Source organism: Actinacidiphila glaucinigra, assembly GCF_035918135.1.
Taxonomy (GTDB): domain Bacteria; phylum Actinomycetota; class Actinomycetes; order Streptomycetales; family Streptomycetaceae; genus Actinacidiphila; species Actinacidiphila glaucinigra.
On the sequence record NZ_CP109145.1, the window covers coordinates 263,786 to 280,421 of the forward strand.

Below are 16,636 nucleotides of genomic sequence, written 5' to 3' on the forward strand. Positions count from 1 at the left end.
GGGCGCGCCTGGAGCCGAGAGGTTACCCCTCCTGTTCCACCTTGAGCAGGACCATCTCCCGCAGTACCTCCCCTTCCGCCTGCCGAGTCGCCGAGTTCAGGCGCTGCAGGCGCTCCAGGTACCCCTCCCCCGCCGGCTCCGGGCTGGCCAGGGCGCGCGTCCGCGTCTCGATGGCCTCTGCCAACGCCTCGCCCAGGTCCGTGAAGTACACCTCCGGCTCCTCCAGCTCCGACAGCGCCTGCGGGCGATGCTGTCGCCAGTGGTCCATCGCCAGCGCCCCGTACCGGTTCACCGTCCACTCCCCCAACGTCGAAGGCGTCCTGAACATACCCGTCGAACGGCTCCTGAGCTCCCATGTTGCCCGGCATCTATCGCACCCCCCTGAGGACTGACTGAGCCGGCCGGGCCTTGTTCCTCGACGGCTCTCCCGCGGGAGCGGCCTGCTCCCAGTCGTACGGACGAGCGGCTTGGTCTGCGGAACAGGCGCGTGTTGAAGCCAGGACGACACCGCGCCTACGGCGATACGACTGCCTATCCACGTCCACCCACTCCCCAGGTTCGGTGAGTGGCGCAGAACGGCTGAGGCCTCCGGACCATGCCTGCGCCACCGTGCCGATCGTCAGCGCTCATCAGCCTTGGCGTGGCGCTCTGACCTGGATCGTTCCTCTCTGCGGGAGGATGACCCTGCTGGCCCGGAAGTTCGTCCTGCCAGGTGGGACGGTGAAGCCAGCCGATGAGCGGTCATGGCCCAGGTGACGCTGCCCCAGGGCGCTGCTTTCCGCGCCACCTTGCGGCGGAGAGCTCTCAGGGCAGGCCTCGATCCGAGTCCCCCCAAGACGCTGCCGATGAAGGCCCTGTACGGCCCTGAGAAGGCCTGAACCCCCCTCCCGGGACGGTTGGTCCAACGAGGTCACGCTAGGGCTGCACGCGAGAAAAGCCCAGGTCAGAGGGCCTCCTGAACGTCTCAAATCGGCCCACAAAAAGGGCAATTGGGGTGTGAGGCCGCAGGGGCCCGGGGCGCCCCCTTCTCTCAGTCCTCCACCGCTGCGGGGTCCAGTGCGGCAGGATCTCGCAGTCTCCAGTGATGGGCCAGCGGCGGCTGGCCGCGCACCTTCGAACCGCTGGAGCTGCCAGCCCGCCTGCGACATTCAGGCAGAGGTGCCCTGAGGTCCAAGAGCACCGCCCACTCCCCCATTGGCAGCAACTCATCGCCAGTCCGCCGAGAAGTCCAAGTCGCAGCGACGAACCTGACTGCCTTGGAGCAGTTTGCGAATGTGGCGACGACGAGCCCCACGCCGGACCATATGGCCCAGTCGGCCGAGGCGGGGATGGGCACGGCACCAGGCCGAATCTGCATGACACGTACCGGCGCTTGGTCGTCGGCCAGGACTGGTCACTGGAGCCCGCCGACACAACATGATCACCCCAATCCGGGGGGTGCTGCGCGACCTGACCGCCTCCAGCGACTGCCACTTAACACATGGTCGGCTCGGCCGGCGCCGCGATCACACTGCCTGAATCACCGGCCGATCACGCACAACGGTCCCACTCTCATGCGATTGGAAATGCGTTCCCTCGGCGTCCGAAGACAGGTGCCCCGCCTGACCACCAACCTACGACCGAAGGCGCCGACAATGACGCACATGATGGGCGACAGCTGGGGAGGGCAGTGCAAGACCGCGACGCTCTACAGGCCGCTGGAATCGACGACGGTCGTGACCACTTCCTGCGGTAGAGCACGTGCGGGAATCCGCACACAGGACTACCTGACAAGCGTATGCAGTAGCCCGCATCGTCGAGACGTCATGCCTATGCCCTGCAATCGGCGTCTCGCCACACAGCGCGCTCCGTCGGGTTCGATCGCGATATCGCAGAGCTGGCCTCGGTGGAACATTTGCCCGTGCCCATCCGATCCGGCGACAGGCTCTCGAGGCCTAGCCGTGCTCGTACTCAGGACGTGCCCCCCCTATGTCGCGACGCCACTCCCCCACCCCAGGCCGGCCAGCTGCTTCCAACGACCATCTCAGCTGCGCCTGCGTGCAGTCAGAACCGCAAACCACTAGCGGGTCCTTCTTTGCGCACACTGGTCGCGAAATCTCGCGACCCTGCGTTCCAGTTCGCGCCTGGGTCGCGTCGAACTTGAGATCGCGATCCATGACCCGACTCCGCGGCATTCAAGAAGCTCTGTACGGCCCTGTGAGCTCCTAACGGGGGTCCCCCAAGGTGATTCCCTTGCCGACTCCCTCGTCGGCCACCAGAAGGGAAAACCGCAGGTCAGAGGCCATTTGCACCACTCGACAAATATCTACAAAGCGGTCATTCTTGCGCCTCACCGCGACCCCTTGGATGGCACCGACGATGCTGCACACTATGCGTGTGGAATTCAGTTTCGAAGCAAGGCAGAATGGATCTCAAGCCTGGCGGTACAGCGGAATGCTGTGCGAACATGGCTATGTCTATTAAGCAGGTGGCCTATCGCCTTATGGCTACTCCTGGAGTACCCGGTTTCCCTGCGTTTGGATTTAAGTGCAGAGTCACTGCGTTTATTGCAGATGTCTTGCTATTGGCTATGCTCAGCGAAGTAACAGCTATGGACATGGCGTGAATGGCACTCTGGGCACTCGTTGTAAGCATTCAGTTGCAGATGAATGGTTATCCAAGCGGAATGAATCGTTTCTCGCGTGCTGCAATTATTAACGTTGCGCTCCGAAGAGTGACGGGTAGATGGATTTCGGTCACTATGACTGGCTCGAATGATGTGGATACCTGCTGCTGTGAGTCGGTTCTTCCATCAGCCTCTATCATGGTGACAGTACATATAATGTCCTCCGGGTTGTCTTGTGGTTTTGCAGATTGAAGGCAACCAGGATTGATGGTCTCAACTCATTCTGCACTACCACTCTGTATTCAGCGTTCATAGGCAGTTGTGTATATGGCATTTCATAAAGTGAGTGTCAGTCATGTGCTCCCAGTTTGCGACGTCACTGATGGCCAACTGATACAGATGAGTGAAGGACTCCATGGACCATCGCCCATGAGTTCAGTCGATGTGACTGTCATGGTGCTGGGTTGGTCATCATGTGGATCAAACTAGGACACCCTAACCGAACGAACGGATGTTCAGAGGTGGGTCACTCCTGACGTCTTGCAAGTGGTGCTGCAAGTGGTATTGCAAGTAGTACTGCAAGTAGCGATGCAAGTAGCAACATCACTTATCACTGCAGGTCAGACCATGTGTAGCTCACACAACCTGCCAGCAAACTATGGGCCAAACTCGGACTCAAACTCGGACACGAACTCCACTACCACTAGCCCTTCACTATGGATGTCCAGCGATGCAAGCCGCAGTGTCAGCTGAGAGCGTGAAGCGATGTACAGCATCAGGAGGCTCGTGAGGTTCCCTAACCGTAGGTGCTGACGAGATGTCAACAGGAAGTTCGGACACGCCGCTGAGTTGCTACCCCTGCGCGGTGATCATTGTGGTTGAATGCTCCCCGTGGTACGAGGCGCACCCCGAGTGCCCCACGACCAGGGAAGTTGCCGGAGGTGGCTACCGCCGGACCGAGCAGGAGGATGACGATGGACGTAGCAGAGCGAGATCCAGCGAGGTACATCACGCTGGGCGCCTGGAACCCCGATGAGCCGGTCGACGTGCCGTGGGAGGACCTCTGGCACATCTACGCCATCGCCAACGACAAGGGCGGCACGGGCAAGACCTCGCTCACTGCGAACCTTGCTCTGATGCTCCTCAAGCGCCTACGCGAGTCGGACCCCGAGGCGCGGGTCTTGGTTATAGACCTCAACGCGCAGGGCAACCTGACTATCCACGAGTTCGACACGCCTGATGACATGAACGACCGCGGTGCCGGCATCCTGGAGGCGCTGAAGCGGGGGACTCCACTCAAGCCCGTGAACGTGCGGCCGGGTCTGGATGTAATCGCTGGGGGAGCGGAACTCAAGGAGGACTTGAACCCCCTGTACAACCGGTTGATGCAGCAGTACACGCTGAACGCCGACCTGCGTCTGCTGCAGTGCCTGCTTCCCATCGTCGACGACTACGACTTCGTGATCATCGACACTCCGCCCGAGAACCCCACGCTGCAGCGTCTCGCTATGGGAGCAGCGCGCTGGGTGATCTCGCCCTCCAAGTCAGACCGAGGCTCGCTCGACGGCGTCGAGGAGATGCGGAAGCAGTTCGTGACGGCGCGGAGGGTGAACCCTCTGCTCACGCTCCTCGGTGTCGTTCTCTTCGGCACCGGACGTAAGTCGTCGCAGATCCACAAGCGCGTGGAGGAGCGGCTCCTGGAGATCCTCGGCCCGAGCTACTTCAAGTTCGCCCAGCACATCGGACACAGCGAGGCCGTGGCCGTCGCGTCTCGCGACCTCGAGGGAGAGCCTCTCGTTGCGCTGTTCGATCGCCTGGACAGCGGTGAGGTCAACCTGCCGGATACCGTGCGAGCGGTGCACGAGGACTACTGGACCCTCACAGAGCAGATCGTCACACGCTCAGGAGAGCTCCAGCGCCAGATTGAGGGGTCCTGAGCATGGCGACCGAACCTGAGACGACCGACGACGCCTACGCACCCCCCTCCCTGTCCACGCTGAGCGGCCGCCGGCGACGCTCGCAGCAGGGATCTCAAGCCCCGGCGACCCCTCAGGTACCCAGCCAGGCGTTGGATGACGACCCGCCTGCAGGGGGCCTGGGTCAGCCGTTGGACGAGTCCCAAGACCTCGGGGAGCCCGCAGATATAGCTCCTGAGCCGGCAAGGCAGCCTCGTCGCCGCGCTACTCGGGCGACGAGCGCAGCCACTGAAACTGCTGGCCTTCCTGTAGTCGTCAGCGTTTCACCTGGCGTGAAGAGGCGCCTCGACCGGGAGCGTGCAAAAGCTCTGACGCAAGGCAAGGCAAGGCGCGGGCACCTGGACATTATCTTCGCGGCACTCAACAAGGCCGATGGGGACGGCTGGGAGAAGGTCGTCGCGGCGAGCCTGCCCCAGCAGGCCCGTCAGCGCTTCGGGGCCAGTAGAGCGGCGCCCCGGGACCGCGAGTACGCCGGAACCGGCCCGGAATCGATCTATGTCCGCATGACCGAAGAGGAAGCGGCGGAGATCGACAAGGCAACGGTCGAGGCAAAGGTCCCCGACCGGAACAAGCTCATCGCGATCAGCCTGAACTACTACCTGCCAGGCCGGAAGGACCGACCGGCCCAGGCTGAGTAAATCGCGCTGCGGCGGGCCGGGGGAGTGGTTCCCACTACCTCCGGCCCGTTCGTCGTTCAGCATCGCTCATACAGCGTCCCCGAAGCCGCCGAGCCGTCCTGCGCCTAGCCGCGTGGGAGTACCGTGGGGCGTTGCCCGGTCGCAGCGTGTTCCCCCCGTCCGCGGCGGCCGGGCCTTTGCGTGTGTGGACAAAGGAGACCTCGTTCCGGCCCTGTCGGCGTGGGACATGGCCCGTTAGGTGCCGCAGTAGCGCCGGGGCCGGACGGTGGAAGCCTTGGCGACCCATTCGGTAACGCACGGGCTGGGTTCCCACGGTGCCCCCAGCACGGCCCATCCTTCCCACCTCAGGCATCGCGAAGGCATGTCACGTTCTGAGGCCTGACACCTCCCAGCGCTGACGCCCGCGAGCCGGGAAGTCGGCAGAGTCTGCCGTTGCCGGACCATGCAGGCACGACCACAGTGAACAGACACCCTGAGCCCGGAACTGTTGTGTGCCCAGCTGAGTTTGGAGTCCTTCGTGACGAGCCACCCGCCCCTGACGGACGTCAGCGATCCCATAGGGCACATCATGGTTCTCGGAAGCGGCCCGCAGGCGGAATGGGAACCTGCGCTCCGGCGCCTGGCGTCAGCCGGCCCGCTCCTCTTGATCGACAAGGACTCGGAACCCTGGCAGGCGCCGATTGTCGCGGACGCCCGACGCGCCGACCCTCTGAGCCCCACGGCAGTCCTGAGAGCCGTGGGAGACCTCTCACGCACCTACCAAATCGACGATGTCATCAACTTTTCGAGCCACCATGCGCCGGCGGCAGCGCTCGTACGGCAGGAACTCGCTCACGCCAGCGGGGGAGGAGCAGGTAACTCCCCGCCCCGCCCATCGCGCATGGACACTGCCCAGCTTCTGGCTCAGGCCGGCGTCGAGCACAGCTCCCCACGCCTGGCCTCCACGTACGAGCAGGCTGTCGACATCGCCCACCACGTAGGATTCCCACTGGTCTGCAAGCCAGATGTTCCCCGCCAGCACTTCGCAGCTCGGATCGCCACGGATCTTGGACAGCTGGCCACCGCCTTCGCAGCCGCCAGCGAGGCCTTCCAGGTAGGCACCGGGGGAGTGGTGGAGCCCTTCCTCCAGGGCATAGAAGCCACGGCGTACACCTACAGCACATCAGGCCGTTCGCACATCGTCGCGATTTCGCACGCCACATTCGACCCGCAGGCCGAGCCCGCGCTCGTACCCATCGAACTGGTCGTCGACGGGGGCGACGTCTGCGTTGGCGCGGTGGAAGACATCGCCCTCCAGGCCCTGCAGGCCGTCGGCCACCACAACGGACCCGCACAACTCCGCCTGCGCCTCACCGCCACCGGACCGCGCGTAATCAGTATCGCCAGGCAACTGCCCGACCCCCTCGTATGCCTCCTCATCGAAGAAGCCACAGGCACCGACATTATTTCGGCGGCTGCAACCCACTGCCGCGACCGAACCATGAACCTCAGCGGCACACCGCAGGGTGCCGCGGCGATCCGTTACCTCCAGCTCACTGCATCGGTGGCAGCTGAACCGGCCGCTGATCAGAACGTGACAGGCCACGCCACACCGTTCGCCTACGTGACCAGGTATCACGCGGGTCGGCAAGTTGGCCCCGTGTTGCGCTACGGATACGTCCACGTCATTGGGGCCGACTACCCGCAAAGCATCGCGCGACTCCGTTCGTCGGTCAGCGATCTCCGACCAGCCCGAGCTACTGCATGACGTGCTGGCTGCTGGATCACCGGCAACGTTGACTGTGTCTACCGCTTGGTCGGCCAAGGAATCCGAGGACAGGAAGGCCGGGCATCAGCGGTTCCGTCTGGGACGCCGGCACCCCGACGGCCACCCGCGGTCACTTGCTTGCAGCAGCTGCTGGATCCTGCGCGGACCTGCCTCCTCACCGACGACCAGGAAGTCCACCTGACTAACTGGCCAGGGCGCCCCACGACCACATGAGCCAAGGTCTCCGCTGCAACCGCCGCCCAGGCCGCTACTGCAACCAACTTGCGTCCCTTGCCGCACGCCTCTCTACGGTCACGCCACACCGACACCGCCGCGAACCTACGCCCGGATGTCCGTGCCCCTCCAGCGCCCCCGTGCCTCTTCGAGTACGGCCTCGTGGCGCGCCCCCAAGTAGAGAGCCATGCCATGTCAACCGACCTCGTCCTCGTGGACTCGAGCTACAGCCGTACACGAGACGCCGTCATGCGCCGCCTGAATGCGCTGACCAGCACACCCGACACCACCCGCTCCGACACAGCCCTCAAGGCCGCACTGGACGCCCTCGCCATACCCAACGAGTGGTGCCAGACGGGCGGCGGATGCACTGCACGTGACATCGTCTTCGATCCGGACCCGAACGCCGAGGACCACGCCCTCAACATCCTGGTCACCTACGACGCCTCCGTCGACCACTACATGAGCCACCACGGCGGATGGGCGGCTGCATGGTACGGACCCGAGATGGACAGCTACCCCAACCACGTCATCTACGGTTCGTGGACGGGCAACAGCGTCCCCCAGCAGCCCACGTTCGCAGACATCGCCCACGACAGCGCCCAATGCGCACAGGCCATCCGCCGCTGGTACGACGGCATCGACACGACCTGGACGCGCAACGAGGTCACCCTCGAAGGTCTCGGCCCGTACCGATGCGAAACACGGTCCGAGCACTGGGACGGCTACTGCGCACCCCGCTTCACCCGCGAGGTGATGGAGCAAATCAGCCGCGACACGCAGACAGCCCACCGCCTCGGAACCTGGAACGCCCCCATCTCCATGGAGAGCGGCACGGCGGTCATCCGAACACCCCACAGCACCACCGAGGTTCGACCTGATCGGGACGGCTATTACCGGCCGGGAGCCTTCTACTGGCCCTGGACGGAGCACACCACCCGCGACCTGGGCCCGATCCGTGACATCCTCTGGCGTCTGCACCGCACGCGGTACAAAGCCGTTGATTCCTACACAGTCGTGGCCGCCGACGAGGGCTGGCGCGTCAAAGTCATCGACGTCCTCCGCACCCCCGACCCCAAGAGAGAAACGGAACTCGGCCTCGACCTCTACGGTGCCCTGTGGGACGCCGCCCTTGCATCCTACGAGGTCAACGCCGAGGGTCCGGGGGAGGCAGAGCAGGCGGTGCGAGACCACTTCCGTCGCACCAGGAGCGACCGCGATCCGGACGCGCAGGTGCAGACATTCGACTGCCCGGGCGTCCAGCTTCCCCAGCCCTGACGAGCACCCCCAGCCCGTCATCACCCAGCGGGGCCAGGCCGAGAGGCCCGGCCCCGCTGGCCACGCCAGGCGATTGCGCGCGAGGAATTCTGTCACCCCCACGGACTTCAAGAGCGCCCGAGGACCGCCCGTACCTCCACCTCACCGCCGCAAACCGCCGCCAGCACACCCCGACGCCCCCGCGACAGAGCCAGCGGACCTCTCCCGCGGCGACGCCGTCACCTCCACCCCACCCCACCCCTCGACAGGACAGCACCCCATGGACACCACCCTTACGCCCACGCCCCCCGCCGAGGCCATCGTCGACATACCCGGCCACGCCCTTGTGCTGCAGGAGACCCATGCCGACCTGTATGCCGGAGGGTGCACATGCGGCGGCTTCCTCGAGCCGCTCCCCATGCAGAAAGCCGAACAGGTGCGGAACTTCCTCCAGCACCGCGACGAGAGCGTCAACCAGACCATCTGATCCCGCTCCAAGCAACCCAGCCCACGTCCTCGGACCTTGCATCACTTGAACAACGCCCTCCTACGTTCAGGCCCACGGCCCGCAGACGCGCACCGGAACACCCAGCTCGTGCCGCGGGCATCGAGCCAAGCTCTATTAGGACTGGACAAGCGCATGCAGCCACCTCACCTGACGTTCAACTCCGCTCCCATCTCATCCCGCCACGCGGCCCACGCGGAGGGCCGAGCCGCGAACTTCCTCCAGCGGCGCGACAAGGCGGCCGCGCGTTCACTGGCCGAAGCCATCCGAGAGTGTGCGGACTTCTACGAAGCGCAGGATGACGACACCCCCGAAGAGACGACCAGGTGGTGCGCCACCGTCGCTGAGCTCCACGGGGTTGCGGAAGCACTGATCGCGCTCTCGCGCTTCAGCGCACCGCAGCCGACAACCGACGACGTGGACCACGCAGCGCAGATCGCACGCACCGCCCTGCGCCGCTTCGCAAGCGTCGCCGGGGTGCCCGACCCTAACCCCGAGCAGAACCTGTCCACCGCTCCTACGGGCTCCACTGGCCCCTGACAGACACCTCAGCCAGAGCCAAACCTCGACCGCGGCCGCCATCAAGGCTGCGACCCATGCCCCGCAGCCGGCCCGCCCTGTCACCTGGGGCGGGCCGCTCTCTTGCCCAGCCTCACCCCAGCACAGCCGCGGCAAACCGAAGACTTGCGGCCCTAGCCCCCAGATCGTCCACCGTTCCCGGGCCGGCACCTACGAAGGGCAACGCGCGCCCCGCGACGTTGCTGCGCTGCCGGATCACAGACACGCGAACCCAAGGAACGTCATGAACGCCATGCAACCAATCGTGACGCCGACCCCGTGGGGAACCCACTGGGACTTTCCAGGCGACACCGCCGTCAGCCCCGCAGAGGAGCGCCGCCGACACCTCCTCTCTTGCTATCGCGATCACCTCAGCACAGCCCTTGACCACGAGACGGCCTCATACACCATCAGCGTCTCCGAAGGGTCCGAGACGCTCGCTGTCGAGCTCTTCGACATCACCAGCAATGAGATCGTCGTTGTATGCCCCGCCCACTCCCGGGGAGATGACATCGCCTACGCCATCGGAGCCCTCCTTGACCTGGTGCGGTTCTTCACACCCGCCCCGAACAAGCTGCTCGTAGCAACCGGCGAGCCGTACGAGGACACCAGGCAACTCCTCGCCAGCTGTGACATCACCGTCTGCTGGCCAACCGACGACGGGTCATTTCGACGAGGCGCCCTGACTCCGCCTGAGCCCGGGGCGTAAACGTTGCATCGCTCCACCCGGCGCTAGCTAGCTAGCGCCGGACGAGCATCCGCAGGACGACAGGTGCGCTGACGCCTACGCGGCACCTTGGGCCCGCACTCAACGCGGGCCCGCTGCGGCGTCTGACAGCGCTCGGCACGCAATGCAGCCGTGGAGGCCACAGCCGCACGGCAAGCCCCCTCGTTCAACCCCTTCAGCCGTCGCCGGCCACGCTCTAGCACCCGAGTTGCCGCTCTATCGCGGATCCCGCGCATCGTAGGCGCGACCTGGCGCCGCGGCTGCGGCCAGGTCCCGGTGCAACAACGCACCGCCGTCCGCCTTCCTTCCTCCTTTGATCGCAGCCGCCTTCCCCTTCTCCGACGATAGGCAAGGAAAATTCGATGATTACTGGCGTTCAAGAAGGCCTCCCGTTCATCGACCTCCCGGAGGTTTCGACAGCTTCGGATTGGTGCCAACGATGGGGGAGCGGGTTCCACTCTTGGCGACACAAATCTGAAGGCGGCTTCGACGCTAGTTGCTACATGGTGGAACCCATCTCGGGGAAAGAGGCGAAGGACTACGTACTGAATCATCACTACTCGAAGTCATTTTCGTCCGCAACGAAGCGGTATGGCCTGTATCGCACTGTGCCCGGCGAGCGGCGCCTGTGCGGTGTTGCGGTGTACGGGACTTCCGTTGGTCAGCACGTATTCAGGTTGGCCCTACCCGAGTTGGAGCCGATAGTCGAGGCCCTGGAACTGTCACGATTCGTGCTGGATGATTCATGTCCGGGGAATTCCGAGAGCTGGTTCATCGCCCGATGCCATGAGTACTTGTACCGCGACGCCATCCGTGGAGTAATTTCGTTCGCCGACCCGGTTCCCAGGCGGGATCTAGCGGGCAAGGTGATATTTCCCGGCCATGTAGGCACGATTTACAAATCGACTAATGCCATCTACACGGGTCGCGCGACTCCGCGAACTGTGAAGCTTCTTCCTGACGGCACGGTTCTCAACGATCGGGCGGCTCAGAAAGTCCGGCGTCAGGAGCAGGGCCACGATTACGTTGAGGAAATGCTCGTACGCATGGGCGCACGAGTGCCGGCCGCAGGGGTCAAGCCCGCCGAGTGGCTCTGGACAGCACTCCAGGACGTCGGTGCCCGCAACCTGCGGCACCGCGGCGCCCATCGGTACGTGTTCCCACTCGGCAGGACCCGGAAAGAACGCGCGAGCATCAAGATCGGTCCGGAGCCCGAGCGCTACCCCCGACAGCCGGACCGAGGCTAGGCAGCAGCAACCGCCTGCATGAGGGGCACCTCAACGCGTCGCTTCCACCAGCCAGTGCCGCAACTGCGCCGCCTTACCCGACTACGCACTGCCCAGCCCAGGCCCGGCTCCGCGCACTGCGCGGGGTCGAGCCTGAGGCGCCGGCCTCGGGACTGCACACCGAAGCAGAACAGGGATCACACCTGATCTCGACGGCAAATAGGCCTGGTTGCGGCCCTAGAGAACTGCGCCACCACAGTACGGGACGACACCGCCGGAGCCATTGAGGCACGGCGCCTCCCCACGAGAGCCGCCTCGACGCGGATCACTCGCCCCCTTCTCTCTGTCGTTCCGGAGAACCCTCATGTCCTCACAGCTCACCCTGCCCATGCCCACACTCGACGACGGGCTGACCTACGCCGACCTGGAAGGCCGGACACTGGCCGACTTCACCACTGCGGAACACCTCGCGCAGCTACGTGAGCTCGCAGGTCCCTGGCCCATCCGCTGGCTCTTTCCCCCCGAGCCCGGCGATCCTGACCGCGCCGTGAACCTCTGCGCAGGATGTGGTGGCTGGTGCGTTGGTCTTCGCAAGATTCTGGGCGCAGACATCGACATGGTCTGCCTCGACAAGAGCCGCGACGCCGTACTCACGTCGATTGCTGCAGGATGCACGGCCCTCTGCGTCGACATCACCACACTCGACCCCGAGCACCCAGCCCTACGCTGGACAGCCATCCTGATCGCTTCGCCCCCGTGCACCGACTGGACCCTGGCAGGAAAGCGGCTCGGCCACCTCCACCACAACATCGAGATCCTGGCCGAAGCCATCGACCGAGCGGCTGCGGCTGCCGGGAACTACATCGTGGACCACTCCGAAGTGTGTTTCCACGACGACCCGACCGACTGCGAGGATGCCTGCTACGAGCACTACGGCCCCCCATCTGGAGAGTCGTGGAACGAAGTGCGCGCGATCACCCAGGAGATGACCGCACCCACAGCAGGCCTGATGCTTGAACCGATCATCTGGGCACTCGCCCTGTGGCGCATAGGCGCCCCGCTTCACACCATCGCGCTGGAGCAATCCAGCGCGCTTCCCGAAGCCGTACGGGAGCCCTTCACTGAGGAGCTCTACTGCGCAGGCTGGGAGCACGTCGTGTGGGAAGAGTTGGACGCCGCCGACTACGGCAGCCCATCACACCGGCGCCGAGCCTTCCTCCTGGCCAGCCGCTACCGTCGCCTGGACGTCAGCACCGGACTGCGCCCCACCAAGGCCCTCACCACGTACGCCGCCGAGGCCGTCGATATGGACCCCGAGACCTGGATTGTCACCCGCGGGAATCGGCGGACCAGCGGAGGCAACAAGTTCCACATGGACCGGGTCATCCCCGGGGTGACCTCCAAGATCCGTGGCTGGTACGCCGAAGACGACCCCGCCTTCCGGTTCACCCTGCAACAGGTCGCCAAACTCGTCACGCTTCCTGCAGACCACCCGCTCGCGGGCAGCCGTTCATCTGCCTGTCAGCAGGCAGCTGACGTGGTCGCCCCAGTGGTCAGTGCGGCCGTCTTCGGCACCCTCCTCGGCGTCGCCTGGTCGGCAGCACTCAATCGCTACCTCGCCGAGCTCTATCCGCCTGTCCACGGAACCACGCCGCCAATACCCCCACCAGGCCCGCGGGCGACCCACGGCCCATGGCATGCGAGCCTGACCTACGCGTGAGCCACCCACACCGGCATCGCGCAGCGTGACGACAGCCCCCGAACCAGCCCACAGGCTCGGGGGCTGTGCCATGCCGGGCGAACAGGGGCCTCCGCCTCGAGGCGCTGACCGGAGCAAACAGGCACGCCACGTAGCCCCCAAGCCGTCGACTACCAGCTTGCCCGCCTTGATGGCACGCCAGCCAACGTCACCCTCGCAAGGGCCAGCTCGCCCATGGCTGGACCGGGAACTCAGCAAGACGGCGACCACCCCCGCCCCGCTGCCAAGGCACCGCCCCCGGCAACCGGGCCCGGCAGCTCCCTCGCAGCAGGAAGGCGCTGCCCGCAAGGCAGACAGCCGCATCCCGCGATACCAATCGCGCCCTCGCTCCACCTCCATCCGCAGGCCGACGACCCTCGAAGGGGATGACGCCGTGCTCTACCTCACGACCCCCTCCGGGCCCGCCGTAAGGACGGCGATGGCAGCTGGCCGACTCGGCTGGATGAACACCCCGGCACAGGGAAACCGACTCCCACCACGACAAATCTGGGCAGCCGACAACGGTCGCTTCGGATCCGGCTGGCCCGGTCACGAGCGGTGGCTCCGCTGGCTCGGCGATCACGCCCACCTCGCCTCCACCTGCCTCTTCGCCGTAGCGCCTGACGTGCCCATGGACGCCAAAGCCACACTCGCAGAGTCCCTTCCCTGGCTTCCCCGCATCCGCACCCTCGGCTATCCCGCCGCGTTTGCCGCACAGGACGGCTCCGAGAACCTCCCGATGCCTTGGGATGAATTCGACGTTCTCTTCATCGCTGGCAGCACGGAATGGAAACTCGGACCAGCTGCCCGGCAGCTGGTGGCCGAAGCGAAGCGCCGAGGCAAGCACGTCCACATGGGGCGCGTGAACAGCCTCAAGCGGCTCCGCTACGCGGCAGCGATCGGCTGCGACAGCGCCGATGGCACATACGTCGCCTACGCCCCCGACACCAACCTGCACACCTGCGTCGGTTGGGTCGAGCAGGTCAACGACGAACCAGTTCAGGCACTTCTCTTCTGACTTGACCCGCTCTGCCGTTGATCGATGCACCGCCCGGAGCTTCCCGCATGCCCGCGTCCCTTCTTGTCTCTGCGCAGCCAGGAAAGGACACGGGCCTTTCGTGGTCGCCAAGTCGCAAGGCCAAGCCGCTCTACCGACAGGGCGGACCGACGTGCTGCGACTCCGCAGTTGCGGGGCTAGCAGTCAGCCCAGCAACAGTGCACGCACCGCGGCCGGACCCGCCTTCAAGCCCGGCCGCCATTGGAACCAAGACGCACTGGTGGCGACCGTCAACGGCGCGATGAGCCCGGCCACCACGCATCGCACACCCCTAGCCACCAGCTGGCACCCACCGCCTTCCTGCAGATTGCGAGGCTCATTCGTGCGCACCCCCCTGAGAGCGGCTGGTTTCCTGGCCGTTCTCCCACTCCTCCTTGACCACTGGTTCAACGGGGTCGTCTACCACCTGACCGTCGCTGTGACCGGCGTCGGCGTGGCGCTCGCGCTGGGCGCAGCCGTGTGGATCCGACGCAAGAAGGAAGTAACGACCTGCACAGTGCAGGCCATCGTGTTGCTTCTCCACCCCGTCCTCCTGTTCTCCTTGACTGCGGCCACTGGCGTCCAGGGAGCCGCGATCGCGCTTGCGCTGGCGGCCGCCTACGAGGCCGCTTCCGCACTGCCCATCAGGGCCGCACGCGAGCGTCAAGCCGGACCTGCCCCGACAGCCCCCTACCGGGACGCCAGCACAGACCCGTCCTTCACGGAGATCCGCTGCAGCAACTGCGCCGCAGGCGGTCTGTACCGGAGTGACGTTTCTCGCGACCCCCGGTGGGACCCGCAACCCACGCGCGGATGGCGGTGTGTCGCCTGCGGCAGCCCAATCGACCTGCGCGATCTGCAACTCGAACCCGGCGAAGAGTTGGCAACCCGCGGCTCCGTCCTTGGCTACGTCATAGCGGCGACAGTCAACGAACCCAGCGCCGGAGCGACGCCCCGGGACCGGTGATCCCTCCGATGGCTCCGTCCCAGTGCACCGCACTGGGACGGAGCCATTACTGCGGAACCGCGCCGCAGCCGTTCGCCAGACTTTGTCGACCACCGCCTGGCCACCAGGCCTGCCCTCATCCCCAGGCTGCGACCGGCCCGCGGATGAAAGTTGCGGGCCTTGCCAAGCACGACCCGAAAGTGTTCCTGGCAGGCCGGCGCCTCCGGTGCTCCGACACGGAAACACCACGGTCCGACCCCACTCCCACCAACAAGAGGACTCTCGTGTCCCAGCCCCCAGTACAGCCCGCCCCACCCACGACCGGGAACGCTCCCACGACCCAGCCGCCGTGGAGCCTCGCCCCAGGCGACGACCTCAGCCGCCCGCAACTTCACGCGGCATACGGCGGCCGCATCCATTCGCGGATAAGTCCCTCCAAACAGACCCCCAACGTCATGCTCTTTGTCACGCCGGACGCTCCAGCTAGTTGGTTCGACGCCTGGACCGGAACCCACGTTCACTATGGAGGCGAAGGCGGGAACGACGGCACCGACCAGAACTGTCTCTCCGGCAACCACGCCGTACTCGCCCACCAGGAGGAAGGTCGCGCCCTACGCCTATTCCTCCAATCATCCGGTGGGACGGTGCGCTACCTGGGCGAATACCGCCTTGATACAGACGAGCCCTTCGCGCTGGCCGAGGCACCACCCGACACCAAGATGAGCCAAGCGACGCGCAGCGTCATCGTGTATCGCCTCTTGCCCATCGACGGACCGCCGTCGGGCCTCCCGACAACGGCGCGAGTCCCCAAGCACCATGAAGTGCTCCGTATCGATCCGATGCTCACAGGAACGATCCGTGCGGTGCCCCATGAGCCCTCCTCCTCGGAGCGGGCTGCGGACAAGATGCTGCAAAGGTACGAAGCATCCGTACGGTGGACGCACCGATTTGAGACCGCCAGCTACCGGATCCGGGTTGCCCGCACGCTCATCGAACTTCGAGCTCCTCTCCTCGACCACACTCGGAACGAGCTCGTCATAGCTCGCGCATCCACCGCCCGGGAAGCCGTCTGGCAGGCGACCGGCGAGCTGATGGACCTGGCCCGGTTCTTCGCACCGACGCCTCGGCTCCTACTGCTGCTCCCACGAGAGCCCGAAGAAAACCTCGCTGGCTATCTACGGGATCAGCGAGTCACTGCCGTGTGGCCCTCCGGCCGCAACAGCTATTGCCGGGCCGACCTCTGAATGTCAGTAGGTGCGGCGCCACGCCACACCGAGCGCATCACGAAATACAGCTCCACGTGCGAAGCATCTTCAACCTCGGAACGACCTCCACCTGCGGCAACACAGGGGGCTCCTTCCAGTCAAGTCAGACACGGAGGGTCCTTACGGCTGAACGAAGGCGTCACTGATGCCAGCCAGTCCCCGCGTCCTGCCTCGGCGG

13 protein-coding genes are annotated in these 16,636 nt (G+C 65.3%); 12 read left to right on the forward strand and 1 reads right to left on the reverse strand.

Translation table 11 applies throughout. The features are described 5' to 3' along the window. Positions 1 to 22: 22 nt before the first annotated feature. Positions 23 to 292, reverse strand: coding sequence for a hypothetical protein (locus OIE69_RS44265; RefSeq protein ID WP_326581826.1), 270 nt, complete (start codon positions 290 to 292; stop codon positions 23 to 25). A gap of 3,287 nt (positions 293 to 3,579) precedes the next feature. Between OIE69_RS44265 and OIE69_RS44270 the strand changes: the two genes are divergently transcribed. The 12 genes from OIE69_RS44270 to OIE69_RS44325 all read left to right on the forward strand — a co-directional run bounded on the left by OIE69_RS44270 (position 3,580) and on the right by OIE69_RS44325 (position 16,437). Beyond that, on the forward strand, positions 3,580 to 4,542 hold the full coding sequence (locus tag OIE69_RS44270) for a ParA family protein (RefSeq protein WP_326581828.1): 963 nt from the start codon (positions 3,580 to 3,582) through the stop codon (positions 4,540 to 4,542). Positions 4,543 to 4,853: 311 nt separating this feature from the next. Beyond that, positions 4,854 to 5,219, forward strand: a complete 366-nt coding sequence (locus tag OIE69_RS44275; RefSeq protein ID WP_326581830.1) for a hypothetical protein — start codon at positions 4,854 to 4,856, stop codon at positions 5,217 to 5,219. An 880-nt stretch (positions 5,220 to 6,099) separates the two neighbouring features. Next, a complete protein-coding gene (locus tag OIE69_RS44280) occupies positions 6,100 to 6,966 on the forward strand; it encodes an ATP-grasp domain-containing protein (protein ID WP_326581832.1) in 867 nt (288 codons plus the stop codon). A 426-nt stretch (positions 6,967 to 7,392) separates the two neighbouring features. Beyond that, positions 7,393 to 8,478, forward strand: a complete 1,086-nt coding sequence (locus tag OIE69_RS44285) for a hypothetical protein (protein ID WP_326581834.1) — start codon at positions 7,393 to 7,395, stop codon at positions 8,476 to 8,478. 259 nt (positions 8,479 to 8,737) lie between these two features. Continuing rightward, entirely contained in the window at positions 8,738 to 8,944 is a 207-nt protein-coding gene (locus OIE69_RS44290) for a hypothetical protein (protein ID WP_326581836.1), read from the forward strand. Between the two features lie 153 nt (positions 8,945 to 9,097). Next, positions 9,098 to 9,502 (forward strand): hypothetical protein, encoded by a 405-nt coding sequence (locus OIE69_RS44295; protein WP_326581837.1) that lies wholly within the window; start codon positions 9,098 to 9,100, stop codon positions 9,500 to 9,502. A 262-nt stretch (positions 9,503 to 9,764) separates the two neighbouring features. Beyond that, a complete protein-coding gene (locus tag OIE69_RS44300) occupies positions 9,765 to 10,229 on the forward strand; it encodes a hypothetical protein (protein WP_326581839.1) in 465 nt (154 codons plus the stop codon). Between the two features lie 521 nt (positions 10,230 to 10,750). Continuing rightward, positions 10,751 to 11,494 (forward strand): Mom family adenine methylcarbamoylation protein, encoded by a 744-nt coding sequence (locus OIE69_RS44305; protein ID WP_326581841.1) that lies wholly within the window; start codon positions 10,751 to 10,753, stop codon positions 11,492 to 11,494. A gap of 343 nt (positions 11,495 to 11,837) precedes the next feature. After that, positions 11,838 to 13,193 (forward strand): DNA cytosine methyltransferase, encoded by a 1,356-nt coding sequence (locus tag OIE69_RS44310; protein WP_326581843.1) that lies wholly within the window; start codon positions 11,838 to 11,840, stop codon positions 13,191 to 13,193. Positions 13,194 to 13,650: 457 nt separating this feature from the next. Then, entirely contained in the window at positions 13,651 to 14,229 is a 579-nt protein-coding gene (locus OIE69_RS44315) for a hypothetical protein (protein ID WP_326581845.1), read from the forward strand. A gap of 361 nt (positions 14,230 to 14,590) precedes the next feature. Then, a complete protein-coding gene (locus OIE69_RS44320; RefSeq protein ID WP_326581847.1) occupies positions 14,591 to 15,214 on the forward strand; it encodes a hypothetical protein in 624 nt (207 codons plus the stop codon). 623 nt (positions 15,215 to 15,837) lie between these two features. Further along, entirely contained in the window at positions 15,838 to 16,437 is a 600-nt protein-coding gene (locus tag OIE69_RS44325; protein ID WP_326581849.1) for a hypothetical protein, read from the forward strand. Positions 16,438 to 16,636 lie beyond the last annotated feature (199 nt).

Coding starts and splice junctions, on each gene's coding strand:
- OIE69_RS44270 (WP_326581828.1), top strand. CDS start 3,580: ATGGACGTAGCAGAGCGAGATCCAGCGAGGTACATCACGCTGGGCGCC.
- OIE69_RS44280 (WP_326581832.1), top strand. CDS start 6,100: ATGGACACTGCCCAGCTTCTGGCTCAGGCCGGCGTCGAGCACAGCTCC.
- OIE69_RS44285 (WP_326581834.1), top strand. CDS start 7,393: ATGTCAACCGACCTCGTCCTCGTGGACTCGAGCTACAGCCGTACACGA.
- OIE69_RS44290 (WP_326581836.1), top strand. CDS start 8,738: ATGGACACCACCCTTACGCCCACGCCCCCCGCCGAGGCCATCGTCGAC.
- OIE69_RS44295 (WP_326581837.1), top strand. CDS start 9,098: ATGCAGCCACCTCACCTGACGTTCAACTCCGCTCCCATCTCATCCCGC.
- OIE69_RS44300 (WP_326581839.1), top strand. CDS start 9,765: ATGAACGCCATGCAACCAATCGTGACGCCGACCCCGTGGGGAACCCAC.
- OIE69_RS44305 (WP_326581841.1), top strand. CDS start 10,751: ATGGTGGAACCCATCTCGGGGAAAGAGGCGAAGGACTACGTACTGAAT.
- OIE69_RS44310 (WP_326581843.1), top strand. CDS start 11,838: ATGTCCTCACAGCTCACCCTGCCCATGCCCACACTCGACGACGGGCTG.
- OIE69_RS44315 (WP_326581845.1), top strand. CDS start 13,651: ATGGCAGCTGGCCGACTCGGCTGGATGAACACCCCGGCACAGGGAAAC.